Annotated in this window: 14 protein-coding genes and 1 pseudogene; 1 reads left to right on the top strand and 14 read right to left on the bottom strand. The window is 67.0% G+C overall.

Going from position 1 to position 15,953, the window contains the following annotated elements; genetic code table 11:
- Positions 1-11: 11 nt before the first annotated feature.
- The 7 genes from V5F53_RS11165 to V5F53_RS11195 all read right to left on the bottom strand — a co-directional run bounded on the left by V5F53_RS11165 (position 12) and on the right by V5F53_RS11195 (position 6,600).
- Complete coding sequence (locus V5F53_RS11165) at positions 12-506, bottom strand: nuclear transport factor 2 family protein (RefSeq protein WP_393996511.1); 495 nt, start codon at positions 504-506, stop codon at positions 12-14.
- Positions 503-841, bottom strand: a complete 339-nt coding sequence (locus tag V5F53_RS11170) for a hypothetical protein (RefSeq protein WP_393996512.1) — start codon at positions 839-841, stop codon at positions 503-505. The genes V5F53_RS11165 and V5F53_RS11170 overlap by 4 nt, the downstream gene beginning before the upstream one ends.
- Before the next feature lie 10 nt (positions 842-851).
- Positions 852-2,054, bottom strand: a complete 1,203-nt coding sequence (locus tag V5F53_RS11175; RefSeq protein WP_393996513.1) for an aromatic ring-hydroxylating oxygenase subunit alpha — start codon at positions 2,052-2,054, stop codon at positions 852-854.
- A gap of 11 nt (positions 2,055-2,065) precedes the next feature.
- Positions 2,066-3,364, bottom strand: coding sequence for an acetamidase/formamidase family protein (locus V5F53_RS11180; protein ID WP_393996514.1), 1,299 nt, complete (start codon positions 3,362-3,364; stop codon positions 2,066-2,068).
- Between the two features lie 48 nt (positions 3,365-3,412).
- Positions 3,413-4,294: a SphA family protein gene (locus V5F53_RS11185; protein WP_393996515.1), complete on the bottom strand. Its 882-nt coding sequence runs from the start codon at positions 4,292-4,294 to the stop codon at positions 3,413-3,415.
- Positions 4,295-4,432: 138 nt separating this feature from the next.
- A complete protein-coding gene (locus V5F53_RS11190) occupies positions 4,433-5,101 on the bottom strand; it encodes a response regulator transcription factor (RefSeq protein WP_393996516.1) in 669 nt (222 codons plus the stop codon).
- Positions 5,098-6,600 (bottom strand): PAS domain-containing sensor histidine kinase, encoded by a 1,503-nt coding sequence (locus V5F53_RS11195; RefSeq protein WP_393996517.1) that lies wholly within the window; start codon positions 6,598-6,600, stop codon positions 5,098-5,100. Before V5F53_RS11195 ends, V5F53_RS11190 begins: the two co-directional genes overlap by 4 nt.
- 747 nt (positions 6,601-7,347) lie before the next feature.
- Here V5F53_RS11195 and V5F53_RS11200 point away from each other — a divergent pair.
- Positions 7,348-7,559: pseudogene (locus V5F53_RS11200) on the top strand (transposase); the annotation flags it as partial.
- A gap of 234 nt (positions 7,560-7,793) precedes the next feature.
- Here the strand turns inward: V5F53_RS11200 and V5F53_RS11205 are convergent.
- The 7 genes from V5F53_RS11205 to V5F53_RS11235 all read right to left on the bottom strand — a co-directional run bounded on the left by V5F53_RS11205 (position 7,794) and on the right by V5F53_RS11235 (position 15,952).
- The gene (locus V5F53_RS11205; protein WP_509212261.1) at positions 7,794-10,073 is read right to left on the bottom strand and encodes an FAD-dependent oxidoreductase; all 2,280 of its coding nucleotides are present in this window, start codon (positions 10,071-10,073) and stop codon (positions 7,794-7,796) included.
- 147 nt (positions 10,074-10,220) lie between these two features.
- Positions 10,221-11,204: a branched-chain amino acid ABC transporter permease gene (locus V5F53_RS11210; RefSeq protein WP_393996519.1), complete on the bottom strand. Its 984-nt coding sequence runs from the start codon at positions 11,202-11,204 to the stop codon at positions 10,221-10,223.
- Between the two features lie 10 nt (positions 11,205-11,214).
- Positions 11,215-12,096, bottom strand: a complete 882-nt coding sequence (locus V5F53_RS11215) for a branched-chain amino acid ABC transporter permease (protein ID WP_393996520.1) — start codon at positions 12,094-12,096, stop codon at positions 11,215-11,217.
- Between the two features lie 67 nt (positions 12,097-12,163).
- Positions 12,164-13,375 carry an ABC transporter substrate-binding protein gene (locus tag V5F53_RS11220; protein WP_393996521.1) on the bottom strand — a complete coding sequence of 404 codons (1,212 nt, stop codon included), beginning with the start codon at positions 13,373-13,375 and terminating at the stop codon, positions 12,164-12,166.
- Between the two features lie 184 nt (positions 13,376-13,559).
- Positions 13,560-14,276 carry an ABC transporter ATP-binding protein gene (locus V5F53_RS11225; protein ID WP_393996522.1) on the bottom strand — a complete coding sequence of 239 codons (717 nt, stop codon included), beginning with the start codon at positions 14,274-14,276 and terminating at the stop codon, positions 13,560-13,562.
- A gap of 1 nt (position 14,277) precedes the next feature.
- The gene (locus tag V5F53_RS11230; protein WP_393996523.1) at positions 14,278-15,051 is read right to left on the bottom strand and encodes an ABC transporter ATP-binding protein; all 774 of its coding nucleotides are present in this window, start codon (positions 15,049-15,051) and stop codon (positions 14,278-14,280) included.
- 319 nt (positions 15,052-15,370) lie between these two features.
- Positions 15,371-15,952, bottom strand: a complete 582-nt coding sequence (locus V5F53_RS11235) for a peroxidase-related enzyme (RefSeq protein WP_393996547.1) — start codon at positions 15,950-15,952, stop codon at positions 15,371-15,373.
- Position 15,953: the final 1 nt, after the last annotated feature.

Here is a 15,953-nt window from a genome sequence, read left to right on the forward strand (position 1 = left end):
AATCGGGAAGGTCACGGCCGGGTCTTGAAGCCCGGCTCATGGGGGCTGACGAGGGGCAGGTCGAGGGTGACGCGGGCAAAGCGCCAGCCGTCCGCCGTCCGCTCGAGCCGCGTGTCGTAGGTGCCGCCGAGGAAGTGGGCGGCCGGCGCGGCGCCCGGCCGGTCCGCGATCTTGGACAGTTCCCACAGCCACCAGCGGCAGCGGGCGCCCTCTCCCCCGGCGTCGATCTCCACGATCGGCGAGGTCATGTAATGCAGCGTCCAGACGATGGTCTCGCGGCCGATGCGGGCGAGTTCCGCGACGATCCGCTCGCGGCCCTCGAAGCGGCCGAAGCCGGCTGCCTCCCACACCGCGTCTGCGGTGTAGAGCCCGGAAAAGATCTCCGGGTCGTTGCGGCGGTCCGCGCCGAGGGCATAGAGGCCCACGAGGTTGCGGATGGCCTGCGCGCTCTCCAGCCGCGCCAGGCGCGCCTCAAGGCAACCCCCGTCCCCATCGGCGGCGCTCATGCCGGAATGTGGCCGTGCTCGGCCACGAACCGCGCCTCGTCGAACGCATGCGGCACCTGGGGGTCACCGCGATAGAGCTCCACGTGGGGCGCCACTTCCGCCATCGACAGCGCCATCCAGAACACGGGCTTGGCCTCGGGCGCGACCTGCCCAAGCGGAAATTGATCCACATAGCTGAGGATACGGGGCAGTTCGGGCAGCACCGCGTCGTAGAAAGCCTTCAGTTCGGCCTTGGTGGAGGTGATGCGCTTGTGCTGGCGCGCGTCCTGGGTGGAGAGCGCCCAGGCGGCGAAGGGAGCCAGGACCTGAAAGTCCGCGGGAAGGGTCTCGGTCATCGTTCGATCCTCACTCGGCCGCGGCCATGAACTGTTCGAGGGCGTGGTAGCCGTGGCGGATCAGCACCTCATCGTCCTGCAGGTGCATCACGCTCTTGGCGCCGGATTCCAGGGCGTCCTGGGTGTCCTCCATGGTCGCGGTATCCTCCAGCCAGGCATTGCGCTGGAGCACCTGGGAGAATTCCTGCGCCCACACCTCGGAATTGGTCTTGGGGAGCGGCAGGTAATAGCGGCCCTCCCAGCGGGTCCTGTTGTGCGCCAGCGGCCAGAACTGGTGGGTGAACCAGATGCCTTCCGACACATGCAGCAGCAGGTTCGGGAACAGCACCGACAGCTCGAACGAGAAGTCGGGCCGGCGCTCCGGGTTCACGCTCGGCGGCAGCATGGAGGCGCCGCGATTGGTCACCAGCGACGCCCCGGTGATGGAATTGGCGAGCTTGGCCACCGGCTTGGGCTCCGCATCCATGGACAGGCACACCGCCGTGGTGCGATGGGGGCCGAACAGCTGCACGTTCTGCAGGCCCGAGGAGAACACATTGGGGAACGAGCCAGCGTGGATGGTGGCCACGTGGTAGGCTTCCGCGAAGGCGTCGTGCGCCACCTTCCAGTTGCAGTTCAGCACCGTATTGTAGGCGTAGCACTTGCCCATCTTCTCATAGGGATAGGCGCCGAGGTGCCGGCCGATGCCGCCCAGGAACTCCTCCAGTCCCTGGGTTCCCGCCGCATCCAGGTTCACGAAGACGAAGCCGGCCCACACCTCGGTGCGCACGGGGGCAAGGCCGTTCTCGCCACGATGGAAGCAGGCGTGGAACTTCTCCTCCTCCGGCACCGAGACCAGATCGCCCTTGGCGTCATAGACCCAGCCGTGGAAGCGGCAGGTGACCACGGCCGCCTTGCTGGCGCCGAAGGTCTCGTCGCCCCGCTCCACCACCACCTTGTTGCCGCGATGGGAGCAGGTGTTGTGGAAGCCGCGGATGGCGCCGTCCTTGCCCCGGATCAGGATGACGGAGGTGCGGGCGAAAGCCAGCTTCTTCACCTTGAAATCGCCGGCGTTGGGGATCTCCTCCACCCGCGCCACCTTCAGCCAGGCCTTCTTGAACACCTTCTCCATCTCGGCATCGTAGAAGGCGGGGGAAACGCAGGGTTCCACCGGGATCGGGCCGGTGCCGAGCTCGGGATAGGCGGCGGCCCACTTCTGCTGGGTGTCTGACATGGATGTGCTCCTCAAAGTCCGTATTGCGCGCGCACGAGATGGGCGATGCCCAGCCGCTCCAGGATCGGCATCGGGCACAGGAAGGTGACGCGCACCACGCCCGGCAGGCGGCTGATCTCGATGGAGCCGGTGATGGTGGCCCGGTTCAGGATCTCGTCGTAGGGCAGCCCCGTGACGGCGGCGGCGCGCTCCAGGCCGTTCCTGGTGGCGTCGTTGAGATTGGCCGCCGAGCCGATGAAGGTGATGGGGCCGTTCTCCTCCACCTCGGTCTGGCCGTAGCGGGCGCCCAGCGCCTTCACGGCCGCCTTCTGGACGGCGGTCATCGGCCGGGCCATGGGCGGCAGGTCGTCGGGGCGCTGGAGCAGGATCGGGCCGTCGATGGACAGGCCCTTGATGACCTCGACCTCCACCTCGGTCTCGCCGGAGACGTCGGTGGCGTGGCCGGCGATCTCGCCATTGCCCTGCTGGGCGTGCATGTCGCCCATGTAGATGCCGGCCCCCTTCACCTTCACCGGACAGATGAGAATGGCCCCCTCGCGCACGGAGTTGGTGTCCATGTGGCCATCGGTCTTGGCGGCGGCGAGGGCCTCCGCCGTCAGCGCGTATTTGTGCGGCGCGCCGATGAGGAAGGCGCCGAAATCGCCCGCATTGTGGGAATCGGGAAGGTCGGCGGACGGCGTGGTGCCGATGTTGCCCAGGAACGGCTGCATGTGGGCGGCAAGGCCGGCGATGTCCGCATGGGCGAGGGCGAGGATGGAATGCTGCTCGGCGGCCTCCGGGAGGGCCGAGAAAGCGCCCGCCTCGCCGGCCAGCTTGTCCGCCACCGCCTTGCCCACGGTGAGGCTGACGCCGGCCTCGCGGTCCAGCACGATCACGTAGCCGTTGGCGACGCGGAAGGCATTCACCTCGGAGCCGCACACGTCGCAATGGATGGCCTCGTCGCCGATGCCCTCCACGTGGCTGGGCGGGCTCATGGTGCCGCACACGGGGCAGAGCTTCGCCACGAACGGATCGCCGCGATAGCGCCCCTCCACGAACGCCATGACGCCCGAGGCGGTGGCCAGCGAAGTGACCTGCATGCGGCGGATCTTGATGGCCACAGCATCGCCCACCTCGGCGCCCTCCACCGCCACCGGCTGGGTCACCTCGTGGCCGCCCTGGAACCTGGGGGTGATCATGGGGCCCCAGCAGCCGGGCGGAGTGCCGGTGCGGATGGTGCCGCCATCCGCCACCGGGCCGAGCATGGAGACGGAGGGGCCGACGATGCCGCCGGAATAGGAAAACACATCGATGACGGGCGAGGCCGGCATGATCTTGAACTCCAGAACTGTCGAGAAAGGCAGGACTGACGCCGGGCGTCAGAAGGCGGCGACGATATTCAGCCAGATCTTGTCGCCCTGAGGCCGGTTTTCCACCGCGAACTCGCTCATATACTTGGCAACGACGGTGAGCTTTCCAGAATTGTACATGAGCTGAGGACCGAGGGCGACCGCCTGCCCCTCGAAACCGCCGAACACGGCGCCATAGCCGCTGTCGGGCGTGGTCTGCCTGTAGGCATAGCCGCCGACCCCGATGGCGAGCGGGCCGAAATGCTTGGCCGCCACGAAATCCGCGTGCAGTTCCTGGCCGGACTGGTAGTTCGTGTCCTGGTTCTCGGTGTTGAAATCGTACATGACCTTGGCCGATACCTCCCACCCGTCCTTGTTGAGGTAGGTGAAGGCGAAGACCGGCGTGAAGGTCATGTAGTTGCGGCCGGGATTGGCGATGGAGTTGGGATCGTACTTGCCCGTGGGCAGGGTGATGTCGAAGCCGGTGACGACGTTCCAATCCCCGAAGTGCCAGCCGAGGATGAAGGGATCGATGATGATGTCGCCGATGCCGGAGGAGCGGCCCGACATGCCTCCGAACGACGCGTTGACGCTGGCGATGGGCAGGAAGGCATGCATCGCCCAGTTGGCGCCGAAGATCTGAATGTCGCTGACATAGATCGCGCGGAACACCGTCGCCGCCACGTCGGCGCTGAAATCGTTGAAGAGCGGGCTGCTGTTCTTGAAGCTGCTTGCCGTGTAATACTGGTTGTAGCTGACCACATAGAAACCGGGCGGCGGCAGGAAGCCCGTCATGAAGCTTTCGGCACCATTGGGATAGGCGCCGCCGCCGCCTTCCGTGGCCAGGGCGCCGCCGGCGCCACAGATCATCAATGATGAGGCAAGAAGAATGCGCTGTGCTGCGTGAGACATCGTGACCCCAGTGTCAGGTTTCGCCGCCGGATTGTGCCTCCGGCTGGCGCCCGCGTTCCCGCAGGTTCTGGGATCACTTTAGAAAGCAGGGACGACCCCCCTCAATTGGGGACGATCGCAGACTTCTAGGGGTTTTCCCTAGGGGCTGTCCGGGACGGCCCCAGACGCCGGCTTCACCCCGAACACGATCTGCACGATCTTGGCGAGACTGTCGGTGCCCAGCTTCTGGCGAATATTGGCGCGATGCACCTCCACCGTCTTCGGGCTGATGCCCAGCTCGTGGGCGATCTGCTTGGTCTGGTGGCCCTCGATCATGAGGTCCAGCACCGCGCGCTCGCGCGGGGAGAGGGAGAGCAGGCGCGCGGTGCGCCGGGCGGCGCTCTGCGCCGCGGTGAAGGCCCGCACGCCCTCCGTCACCGCCGCCTGGATGGTGTCGATCATCACCTGGTAATTGAACGGCTTCTGGATGAAGTCGAAGGCTCCCGCCTTCAGCGCCCGCACCGACATGGGCACGTCGCCGTGGCCGGTGATGAACACGATGGGAAGGGGCGCGTTCCGCCGCGCCAGCTCCTTCTGCAGATCGAAGCCGCCCATGAGCGGCATGCGCACATCGAGCACCACGCAGCCGGGCCGGCGCGGGTCGTAGACCTCCAGGAACGCGCCGGCACTGGCGCAGGCCCGCAGATCGCAGCCCACCGATTCCAGAAGGAACCGCAGCGACGTGCGCACCGCATCGTCGTCGTCGACGATGTAGACCACGGGAACCGGGGCGCTGGCCTGCGGGTCGGGTCGGGGCTGCGTGCTCATGCGTGGCCTGCCTCTTCCTCGGCGACGGGCAATGCGACGTGAAAGACCGTGCCGGTGGTGCCCGAGGTCGCCCACATGTGCCCGGCATGGGAATCGACGATGGTGCGGCACAGGGCGAGGCCGATGCCCAGCCCCTCCTTCTTGGTGGTGTAGAAGGCGTCGAAGATCTGGTCGGGGTTCATGCGCGGCAGGCCATGGCCGTTGTCCTCCACGCAGATGCGCACGGCGCGCGGCAGCCGGTCGGTGGTGATGCGCAGCACCCGCCGGTGGGGCGCGGTCGCCGCCATGGCCTCGATGCCGTTGAAGGCGATGTTGAGGATCACCTGCTCGATCAGGATGGGGTCGGCCACCGTGCCCACCGGCCGTTCGCTCAGGCGATACTCCACCCGGGCCGCGGCGCGCTCCGCCTTGAGATCGATGAATGAGGAGACATCCCGCACCATCGCGTTCACGTCCACATGCTGGCGCTCGGGGTCGTTGCGGCGGGTGAAGTTGAGGATCGAGCTCATGATGCGCCCGGCGCGCTCGGCCTGGGCGTTCACCTCGCGCAGGGCGGTCAGGGTCTCGCCGGGATCGAAGCGGCCCCGTTCCAGGCGGTGGATGCAGCCGCCGATGTAATTGCCGATGGCGGCGAACGGCTGGTTCAGCTCATGGGCCAGCGCCGAGGCCAGCTCGCCCATGGAGCGGCAGCGGGCGATGTGCTCCAGCTCCCGTTCCCGCTCCCGGGCCCGGCGCTCGGCCACCACGCGCTCGGTCACGTCGCGGTAGTTGACGAGGATGCCCTCCATCTCGGAGGATCGCACCAGATCCTTCACGGTCGCCTCGTGGTGGCGCCAGCCGCCGTCGCGGTGGAGAATGCGATAGCTGACATGCCGGGCGATGTCCGCGTCCGGGCACAGCGCCCCCTCGCGCCGCAACAGCCGCCGGATGCGCTCGTTGTCGTCCGGATGGATATAGTCCAGCACATTGCGGCCGGTGGCCCGGCGCTCGTCATAGCCGAGCACGGTCGCCACCGATGGCGACACATAGCGCAACCGGCCATTGGGCAGCACGATGGCGATGCCGTCAGAGGAATGCTGGATCAGCCGGCGGAAATGCGCCTCGCGGGCGATCAGCCGCTCCTCGTAGAGCTTGCGCTCACGGATGTCGCGGAACAGCGCCAGCACCAGCCGGCGCCCCTCCACCGTGATCAGCTTGAGATTCACCTCCACCGGCAGTTCGTCGCTGTCACGTGGCTGGATGGTCCACTCGAAGGTGTAGCCGCCCTGCTCGGTGGCCCGGCGGATGCGCCGCATGGCCTGTTCCAGGCTGAAGGGCGTGCGCGGCGGGCTGATGCCCGCCACCGTCATGGAGAGCAGGTCGGCGCGGCTGTAGCCGGTGAGCAGCTCCGCCGTCTCATTGGCCTCGAGGATGTGTCCGTCCGCGGGGTCGTGGATGAAGATGGCGTCGCTCGCATTCTCGAAGGCGGTACGATAGTGGCTGTTCGATAGCTGGCTCATCACCCTCGGCCCGGGTTCATCGGGGCGTCACGAAAGACATGCGCCCCTGCGACGCCTAATTTCAAGCCGATCCCTCGGTATGCCTATATTTTGCGCAAGACATACCGGTTCTGCCTGGCGCGCGCCCCCGCACCGCCTGCGTGACGCGCAGGCCAGGACGTCATCTGCGCGACGCGCAGGCCGGGACGCCATCTGCGCGACGCGCAGGCCGAGACGCCATACCGTCGGCCATCGCAGATGACCCGCCTCCTGCATCCCCTTGACCCCGGCCCTGGCCGCAGCCGTGCCGGGCACGGACGAAGGGCACCGCCAGCGACGGTCACCGAAGGGGGACGGAACCCGCCTGCCCACACGGAGCCCCCCGAACGCGGCGACAGCCGCAGCGCCTGCTATATCGGAGTGAACATGGCATTGTTTCACGGCGGCGCCTGAATACCATTCACTGCGTGTGATTTGCTTCTTTGCGCGCGCCTCAAAACTTGCTAAGACAATCCTGGCTTGATCCGCGCGAGGTGTGCACCTGCCTCACCCGCCGGAAAGGGAGGAGCGCTTCAACCGCGCCATCCTCCGACTTGAAGCTACCCATGCCAAGCCCTGACCGGCATGGGCTAGTGGGCCGGGTGGTGAGCCCCCATATCACCATCCGGCCCGTCATCAGCCAAGCCTCTGCCCGGCCCATCGCCCATGCGGGCACGCCCTTTCACACCCAAGCTCCCGAGCGGAGAGCCCGAGAGATGCGCCCACGGGCTGAGCGACGAGGAATGGGCGATCCTTGCCCCGCCGCGGCCGAACAAGGCGCGCAGCATCGCGCGGGCAGCATCGCGCGGGCGCCATCGTGCGGGCGCCATCGTGCAGGTGGATGATCGGCCGGTGATCGATGGCATCCTGTGGCGGTTTCGCACGCAGCGCCATGGCGGGATGTGCCGGAGCAGTACGGTCCACATACAACCTTGTACAATTGTGAGCGCGTCTTCAGCCGCATCAAGCCGATGCATGGCCTCGCCACACGCGACGACCGCCGTCCGGACACCTTACCTTACAGCCCGCAAGCTCGCCGCTTTCCGTATCCGGATCAACGCGTAACGAGACCGCGGCCTTGAGCCGGCGCGCTCCGCATATCCGGGCGGTCACGCGCCCGCGGGCGCGCCCCCTGGCACATGCGGTCGCGCCCGCCCTGTCCCGCGCGGCGCCGGTCACCCCAGGCCGAGCGCGCGGCGGGCCACGGCATAGCCCTCGGCCATGTTGTTCTGAATGGCGAGGTCGGAGAAATCGTAGTCGCGGGCGGCATGCTCGCCGCTCTGCCCGGTGCGGACGAAACGGGTGATGGAGCTGGTGGCGCCATCACCCATCAACTGGATGAAGGCCGGAAGACGCTTCACCTTGGCCGCCTCCGCGTCGTCGAGCCGGCCGACGATGTAATCCACCAGCTTGCGGTAGTGATCGACCTTCTCGCGGTAGTGCAGATCGCTCTGGACGCGCTCGGAATACACGATTTCATCGCGCCGGACGAACACCTCCATCATGTTGGCCGGCAACTCGCGGCGCCCGGAGAACAGATCGACGATATAGACCCGCTTGCCATCCGGCCCGCAGCGCTCCAGCAGCAGGTCGAGCGGCGAGTTGGAGATGATGCCGCCGTCCCAATAGGCCTTGCCGTCGATGATGGTCCACGGGAACCCCGGCGGCAGGCTGCCGCTCGCCAGCACATGGTCCACCGTCAGGTCGTCCACATAGCTGTCGAACACCTCCAGCGTCGCGGTGGTGACGTTCACCGCGCTCATCAGCAGCCGCACCGGGCTGTCCTTGAGGCTGGCGAAGTCCACATATTTGGCGAGCAAAGCCTTCATGGGCGAGGTGTCGTAATAGCTGGTCCAGTTGCCCGGCCAGTCCTCCGGCCCCTTGGGCGGAATGGCCCAGCGCGGGGTGAAGAAATTGGGCACTCCCATGGTGAGGATCTTGGAGGCCGCCGCCGCCCGCCGCATCTCCAGGAACGGCAGCTGCGGGGTCGTGACCGACAGCTCGCCCCAGAACGATTCCAGCGCCTGCGTGGCATGGCGCGGATTGCCGGCGATCACCGCCCCGTTCAGCGCGCCGATGGACACGCCGGCGACGATGTCCGGAAACACACCCTCCTCCTCCAGCGCCTTCACCACCCCGCACTCGAACGCCCCCAGTGCCCCGCCCCCCTGCAGGATGAGCGCCGTCTGGGTGGGGATGTGGTCGAGCACGAAATCCGGTTCGCGCAGGCGATGCTTCACGGCGCCGAGGGCGACACGATAACGGATCAGCCCCTCCGTCACCCGGATCTCGTCCGGCGGACGCCCCACTGAGAACAGCGCCCGGGGCACATCACCCTTCAGGTAGAACAGGGCGAACGAGCCCTTCTCCAGGGAGCCCCGGGCGATCCAGTTGTCCGCCTCCTCGGTGGCCCCCACCACATTGAAGCCGATGTCGCCCACCTCGCAGAAGAAATAGGACACCTCGTCGTAGCGCAGGCGGCGGCCGAGCATGTTGCGGGCGGCCAGGCGCCCCTGCTTCATGGCATTGTCCCAATGCTGCAGGTGGCGGCGGCGCGCGAACACCGGATCATGGAAGCTGGTGATGTCGCCGGCCGCGAACACATTGGCGGCGCCGGTGCGCAACTGCTCGTCCACCAGCACATAGCCCTCCTCGTCGAGGGGAATGCCACTGCCGGTGAGGAAGCCGGTGGCGGGCGTCACGCCGATGGAAACGACGACCAGATCGCACGGCACCAGCCGGCCGCTGGCGGTCTCCACCGCCTCCACCTTCGCATGGCCGCGCACGCCGGCGACGGAATCGCTCAGCCGCAAGGTGGCGCCGTTCTGGCGGGCATGATCCTCGAAGAAGTGCGACAGGCGCGGCGCCTCGAGATGGGGCAGCAGCCGCGGGCCCTTCTCGATGACGGTGACCTTCAACCCCGCTTCCAGCAGCGACATGGCGATCTCCATGCCGAGATAGCTGCCGCCCAGCACCACCGCGCTCGACGCCCCCGCCATGGCGGCGCGGATAGCGTCAGCGTCGCTCTTCTGCCGCAGGGTGAAGACGCCGGGCAAATCCGCCCCCGGCACGTTGAGCGGGCGCGGCCGGGCCCCGGTGGCGATCAGCATCTGGCCATAGCCGATGCGTTCGCCGGTGGTGGTGACCACCTCCTGCTTGGCCGTGTCGACCTGCGCCACCTGCGTTCCCAGCTGGAGCGAGATGGCGTTGTCCTCGTAGAAGCTGGCGGGGTGGATGAAGATTCGCCCGCCCGGATCGTCGCCCAGCAGGAGGCCCTTGGACAGGGCGGTGTGGTGATAGGGCGGCACCGGCTCCGCCGAGAGCATCAGCACCGATCCGGTGGCGCCTTCGGACCTCAGGGTCGCGGCCGCCGAGGCGCAGGCGATGCCGCCGCCCAGCAGAAGGAAATCGGCAAAGCGGGTCGCACCGCCCTGGGCCGGCTCGTGCACAGGCACGCCTGCATTCATGGCTCCCCCCTCGCCTTCTCGGCACAACGGGCCGGCGCGGCGACGCCGGCCCGTTGTGCCCGTGATCGCGACAGAGGATAGCGCGGCGGCGTGACAGGCAATCGAAAAGATTGCCGCCCCGCCGCCGCCCCGCGGTCAGGCGCCCTTGCGGGTGCCGTAGTACTTGGCGATGGCGATCACCTCGCCCACCAGGCCGCGGCGGAACAGCGACACCGCGGCGACGAAGATCACGCCCTGGATCACCAGCACCCATTCGCCGAGACCGGCCAGATAGTTCTGCATGGTGACGATGACCGCAGCCCCCACCACCGGCCCGAGGATGGTGCCCATGCCACCCACCAGCGTCATCAGGATCACCTCGCCGGACATCTGCCAGGCCACGTCGGTGAGGGATGCGAGCTGGAACACCAGCACCTTGGTGGAGCCGGCCAGGCCCGCCAGCGCCGCCGAGAGCACGAAGGCCAACAGCTTGTACTGGTTCACCCGGTAGCCCAGCGAGATGGCGCGCGGCTCGTTCTCGCGGATCGCCTTCAGCACCTGTCCGAACGGCGAGTGGATGGCCCGATAGATGATCAGGAAGCCGAACAGGAAGATGGCCAGCACCACATAATACAGGTGCAGATCCTGGGCGATGTCGATGAAGCCGAACAGCGGCCGGCGCGGCACCGACTGCAAGCCATCCTCGCCGCCGGTGAACTTCACCTGCAGGCAGAAGAAGAAGAACATCTGCGCCAGCGCCAGCGTCACCATGGCGAAGTAGATGCCCTGGCGGCGGATGGCCAGCAGCCCCGTCACCAGGCCCAGCAGGGCGGCGAACACCACCCCGGCCAGGATGCCCAGTTCCGGCGTGAAGCCCAGCACCTTGATGGCGTGGGCGCAGATATAGGCCGAACCGCCGAAGAACATGGCGTGGCCGAACGACAGCAGCCCGGTGTAGCCCAGCATCAGGTTGAAGGCGCACGCGAACAGCGCGAAGCACATCACCTTCATGAGGAACACGGGATAGACCCCGAACGGCGCCACCAGCAGCACGCCCACGGCGAGCACGCCGAGCACCGTCAGCAGCGATGAGGACGCGGGCGCGGCGGCGGCGGAAACGGTGGAGGATGAAGATGTCATGGCAGCCGCCTCACTTCGCCGTGCCGAACAGGCCGGCGGGTTTCACCAACAGCACCAGCGCCATGATGACGAAGATCACGGTGGAGGACGCCTCCGGATAGAACACCTTGGTGAGGCCCTCGACGATGCCCAGGCCGAAACCGGTGAGGATGGCCCCCATGATGGAGCCCATGCCGCCGATCACCACCACCGCGAACACCACGATGATGAGGTTGGAGCCCATGGTGGGGCTCACCTGGTAGGCCGGGGCGGCGAGCACGCCGGCGAGCGCGGCCAGGCCCACGCCAAAACCATAGGTCAGCGTGATCATGCGCGGCACGTCGATGCCGAACGCCTGCACCAGGTCCGGCCGCTCGGTGGCGGCGCGCAGGTAGGAGCCGAGCTTGGTGCGCTCGATGACGAACCAGGTGGCAAAGCACACCACGATGGAGGCCACCACCACGAAGGCCCGGTAGTTGGGCAGGAACATGAAGCCCAGGTTGGTGCCGCCCGGCAGCGGATTGTTATAGGGCAGGCCCGAGGAACCATATTGCCGCCGGAACAAGCCCTCGAAGATCAGCGCCAGGCCGAAGGTCAGCAGCAGGCCGTAGAGGTGGTCGAGGTGGTAAAGACGCCGCAACAGCGTGCGCTCGATCACCATGCCGACCGCGGCCACGATGAGCGGCGACAGCAACAGCGCCCCCCAGAACGGCACGCCGAGGTAATTGAGCAGCATCCACGCCCCGAACGCGCCCATCATGTATTGCGCGCCGTGGGTGAAGTTGATGACGTTCAACAGGCCGAAGATCACCGCGAGCCCAAGGCTCAGCATGGCGTAGAACGCGCCGTTGATCAGGCCGAGCAGCAATTGCCCGAACAGTGCCTGTGGGGGTATGCCGAGAAGCTCGAACATGTGAGATCCGTCTCGTCAGGAGAAACGGGGCCGGCCCCGCGGGGAAGCCGGCCCGCCACGGTGAACGTCAGCCCTTCTTCACCAGCGGGCAGTCGCTCTCGCTCAGGGGGCGGAAGGCCTCGTTGGCGGGAATGGTCGCCTTGAGGGTGTAATAGTCCCAGGGGCCCTTGGATTCGGAGGGCTTCTTCACCTCATAGAGGAACATGGGGTGGATGTGGCGCCCGTCGATGCGCACTTCGCCCTTGCCGAACAGCGGGTCGTCGGTGGGAATGGCCTTCATCTTGGCCACCACGGCGGCGCCGTCCTTGGCCGACTTCTGGGCCTCCACCGCCTTGAGGTAGTGGGTGACACCGGAATAGACGCCAGCCTGGACCATGGTCGGCCGCTTGCCGCCGTTGGCCTTGGCGAATTCGTCGGCGAACTTGCGGTTGGCGTCGGTCTGGTCCCAATACCAGGCGCCGGTGAGGTTCAGGCCCTGGGCGGTCTTGAGGCCCAGCGAATGCACGTCGGTGAGGAAGATCAGCAGGCCGGCGAGCTTCTGGCCGCCGTCGACGATGCCGTATTCGGACGCCTGCTTGATGGAGTTGATGGTGTCGCCGCCAGCATTGGCGAGGCCGACGATCTTGGCCTTGGAGGACTGCGCCTGGAGCAGGAAGGAGGAGAAATCGGCATTGTTGATCGGCACCTTGACGGTGCCCACCACCTTGCCGCCATTCTCGGTAACCACCTTCGCGGTGTCGCGCTCCAGGGCGTGGCCGAAGGCATAGTCGGCGGTGAGGAAGAACCAGGTGTCGCCGCCGCCCTTCACGATCGCCTTGCCGGTGCCGTTGGCCAGCGCCCAGGTGTCGTAGGTCCAGTGCACGGTGTTGGGGGTGCAGGCCTTGCCGGTGAGATCGGAAGTGGCCGCGCCGGAATTGATGAAGACCTTGTTCTTTTCCTGCGTCACGCCCGACACCGCCAGCGCCACGCCCGAATTCGGCGTGTCGACGATCACGTCCACGCCCTCGGTGTCGTACCATTTGCGGGCGATGGAGGTGCCCACGTCGGCCTTGTTCTGGTGATCGGCGAAGATCACCTCCACGTTGAGGCCCTTGGCGGCGGCGCCGAAGTCCTCGACCGCCTTCTTGGCGGCCCAGACCGAGCCCTGCCCGCCGAGATCGGCATAGAGGCCGGACTGGTCGTTGAGCACGCCGATCTTCACGGGGATCGAGTCGGCCGCCTGCGCCGCGCCGATGCCGGCGAGGCTGCTGGCCGCCAGGAAAATGGCAGCAAGACGCATGGTGTTTCCTCCCAGCCGGACTTTGCGCCGGCGTTTTTCTCTGTCAGGAACTTCACGTCCGCCCGCACCGGTCCGCGACCGATGCCGGGCATGTATCGCTCAGGCGCCACGCGGGCCTCATCCATGGCCCGCGCGCCAGGGGCGCCGGCCACCGAAATGAAGGCGTCGAACGCCCGCGACGTCGTCAGACGCCGAGGAACGCCTCGAGACGCGCCGCGTTCTCCGCGATCTTGTCGTTCTCCACCATGTCCACCACCCGGCCATGCTCGACCACGTAGTGGCGGTCGGCGACGGTGGAGGCGAAGTGGAAGTTCTGTTCCACCAGCAGCACCGTGAACCCCTTCTTCTTGAGGTCCCGGATGATCTGCCCGATGTGCTGCACGATCACCGGCGCCAGGCCCTCGCTGGGCTCGTCCAGGAGCAGCAGCTTGGCCCCGGTGCGCAGGATGCGGGCGATGGCCAGCATCTGCTGCTCGCCGCCGGACAATTTGGTGCCCTGGCTGTTGCGGCGCTCCTCAAGGCGCGGGAACAGCTCGTGGATCTCGTCCACGGTGAGCCCGCCCGGCAGCACCACCGGCGGCAGCAGCAGGTTCTCGCGCACCGAGAGCGAGGCGAAGATGCCGCGCTCCTCAGGGCAGATGGCGATGCCGAGCCGGGCGATCTTGTTGGGCGCGAGGCCCACCGTCTCCGTGCCCTCGTAGCGGATGGAGCCGGAGCGTTTGCGCAGCAGGCCCATGATGGCGCGCATGGTGGTGGTCTTGCCGGCGCCGTTGCGGCCCAGAAGGGTCACCACCTCGCCGGACCGGACCTCGAAATTCATGCCGTGCAGCACATGGCTTTCGCCATAATGGCCGTGCAGGTCCTTCACCGCGAGCAGGGGAGTTCCGTTTGCCTCGGCCATCTCAATGCGCTCCATGCCCGGTGCCCATGTAGGCCTCGACCACCTGCGGGTTCTTGGAGACCTCCGCATAGGGCCCCTCGGTGAGGATCTCCCCCCGCGCCAGCACGGTGATCATGTCCGAGAGGTCGGCCACCACGGACAGGTTGTGTTCCACCATGAGGATGGTGCGGTTTTCCGACACCCGCTTGATGAGGTCCGCGGTGCGGGCGATATCCTCCCGGCCCATGCCGGAGGTGGGCTCGTCGAGCAGCAGCATTTCCGGGTCGAGGGCCAGCGTCGTGGCGATCTCCAGGGCGCGCTTGCGGCCGTAGGGAAGCTCCACCGCCAGATGCCCGGCATAGGCGACGAGATCGACGTCGGCGATCAGCTCCATGGCCCGGTCGTTGAGCGCGTCGAGAGACTTTTCCGACTGCCAGAAGCGGAAGGAATTGCCCAGCGGGCGCTGCAGCGCGATCCGCACGTTCTCCAGCACGGTCAGGTGCGGGAAGGTGGCGGAGATCTGGAACGAGCGCACCATGCCGAGCCGGGCGACATCCGCCGGCGGCGTGCGGGTGATGTCGCGCCCGTTGAGGCGGATGGTGCCGCGCGTGGGCTCCAGGAACTTGGTGATGAGATTGAAGCAGGTGGTCTTGCCCGCGCCATTCGGCCCGATCAGGGCGTGAATGGTGTGGCGGCGGATTCTGAGATTCACGTTCTTGACGGCCGCGAACCCCTTGAACTCCTTGGTCAGACCCGATGCTTCAACGATGTAGGGCACGTCTGCGACGGTGTCCATGATCGGTGGGCGCCCTCGTGTTGGGGCCAGGGCACGCCGCTGCGCTCAGGCATTGGGCGACCCGTGGCGATTTCCTCCGGACGGCATCTTGAGCGATGCGCTTGATCGTGCGACGCACCCTAGCACGGTGTGCAGCGGCTGCGTCAACTGGTCCTCCCCGGCGGATGGCGGTCCGCCGGGGGGCCTGTCCACTCATACCACACTGCAGAATATAACGAGCGTACGCTCGGAATTATTTTTGCGCCGCCCCCAACCTGTGGACGGCCCGCGCGTTGGCCGCCAGACGCCCACGCGCGAAGGTCGTCCGGGGCGCCAAGGCTCAACGTGAAGTGGTGGTTCCGATGGGCGCCGGAACCCGGGCGTCGGCATGATAGGCCTCGTTGGGGCGCATGTCGGTGGCGGCGGCGATGCGATTGGACATGTTGAAGAATCCGGTTACGGCGGCAATATCCCAGATGTCCCGCTCGGAGAAGCCGACGGCGCGCAGGCCGGCGCGGTCGGGCTCCTCCACCTCGTGCGGGCGTTCCGTGAGCTTCACCGCAAAATCCAGCATCGCCCGCTGGCGGGCGTCGAGCCGGGCGGCGCGATAGTTCATCACCATCTGCTCGCCCAGCACCGGGTCCCCGGACAGCTGCCGCACCGCCGCGCCATGGGCAGTGAGGCAGTAATAACAGCGATTTACACTCGACACCGCCACCGCGATCATTTCCCGCTCCAGCTTCGAAAGACCGGAGGGCGCCAGCATCAGGTCGTTGTACATGCCGGCGAAGGCGGACAGCTTGGCCATGTCGAACGCATAGGCGACCAGGACATTGGGGACGAAGCCGATCTTCTCCAGGCATTTGTCGAAATAGGCGCGGGTGGCCTCGTCAAGCGGCGCCGGGGGCAGGTCGAGGGCGATG

Origin of the sequence: Xanthobacter cornucopiae (assembly GCF_043195065.2) — a bacterium.
Taxonomy (GTDB): Bacteria; Pseudomonadota; Alphaproteobacteria; order Rhizobiales; family Xanthobacteraceae; genus Xanthobacter.

Bases quoted from the DNA above. Each gene is read 5' to 3' on its own strand.
- V5F53_RS11165 (WP_393996511.1), bottom strand. From the start codon at position 506: ATGAGCGCCGCCGATGGGGACGGGGGTTGCCTTGAGGCGCGCCTGGCG.
- V5F53_RS11220 (WP_393996521.1), bottom strand. From the start codon at position 13,375: ATGCGTCTTGCTGCCATTTTCCTGGCGGCCAGCAGCCTCGCCGGCATC.
- V5F53_RS11230 (WP_393996523.1), bottom strand. From the start codon at position 15,051: ATGGACACCGTCGCAGACGTGCCCTACATCGTTGAAGCATCGGGTCTG.
- V5F53_RS11175 (WP_393996513.1), bottom strand. From the start codon at position 2,054: ATGTCAGACACCCAGCAGAAGTGGGCCGCCGCCTATCCCGAGCTCGGC.
- V5F53_RS11215 (WP_393996520.1), bottom strand. From the start codon at position 12,096: ATGTTCGAGCTTCTCGGCATACCCCCACAGGCACTGTTCGGGCAATTG.
- V5F53_RS11195 (WP_393996517.1), bottom strand. From the start codon at position 6,600: ATGAGCCAGCTATCGAACAGCCACTATCGTACCGCCTTCGAGAATGCG.
- V5F53_RS11180 (WP_393996514.1), bottom strand. From the start codon at position 3,364: ATGCCGGCCTCGCCCGTCATCGATGTGTTTTCCTATTCCGGCGGCATC.
- V5F53_RS11170 (WP_393996512.1), bottom strand. From the start codon at position 841: ATGACCGAGACCCTTCCCGCGGACTTTCAGGTCCTGGCTCCCTTCGCC.
- V5F53_RS11210 (WP_393996519.1), bottom strand. From the start codon at position 11,204: ATGACATCTTCATCCTCCACCGTTTCCGCCGCCGCCGCGCCCGCGTCC.
- V5F53_RS11190 (WP_393996516.1), bottom strand. From the start codon at position 5,101: ATGAGCACGCAGCCCCGACCCGACCCGCAGGCCAGCGCCCCGGTTCCC.
- V5F53_RS11185 (WP_393996515.1), bottom strand. From the start codon at position 4,294: ATGTCTCACGCAGCACAGCGCATTCTTCTTGCCTCATCATTGATGATC.
- V5F53_RS11225 (WP_393996522.1), bottom strand. From the start codon at position 14,276: ATGGCCGAGGCAAACGGAACTCCCCTGCTCGCGGTGAAGGACCTGCAC.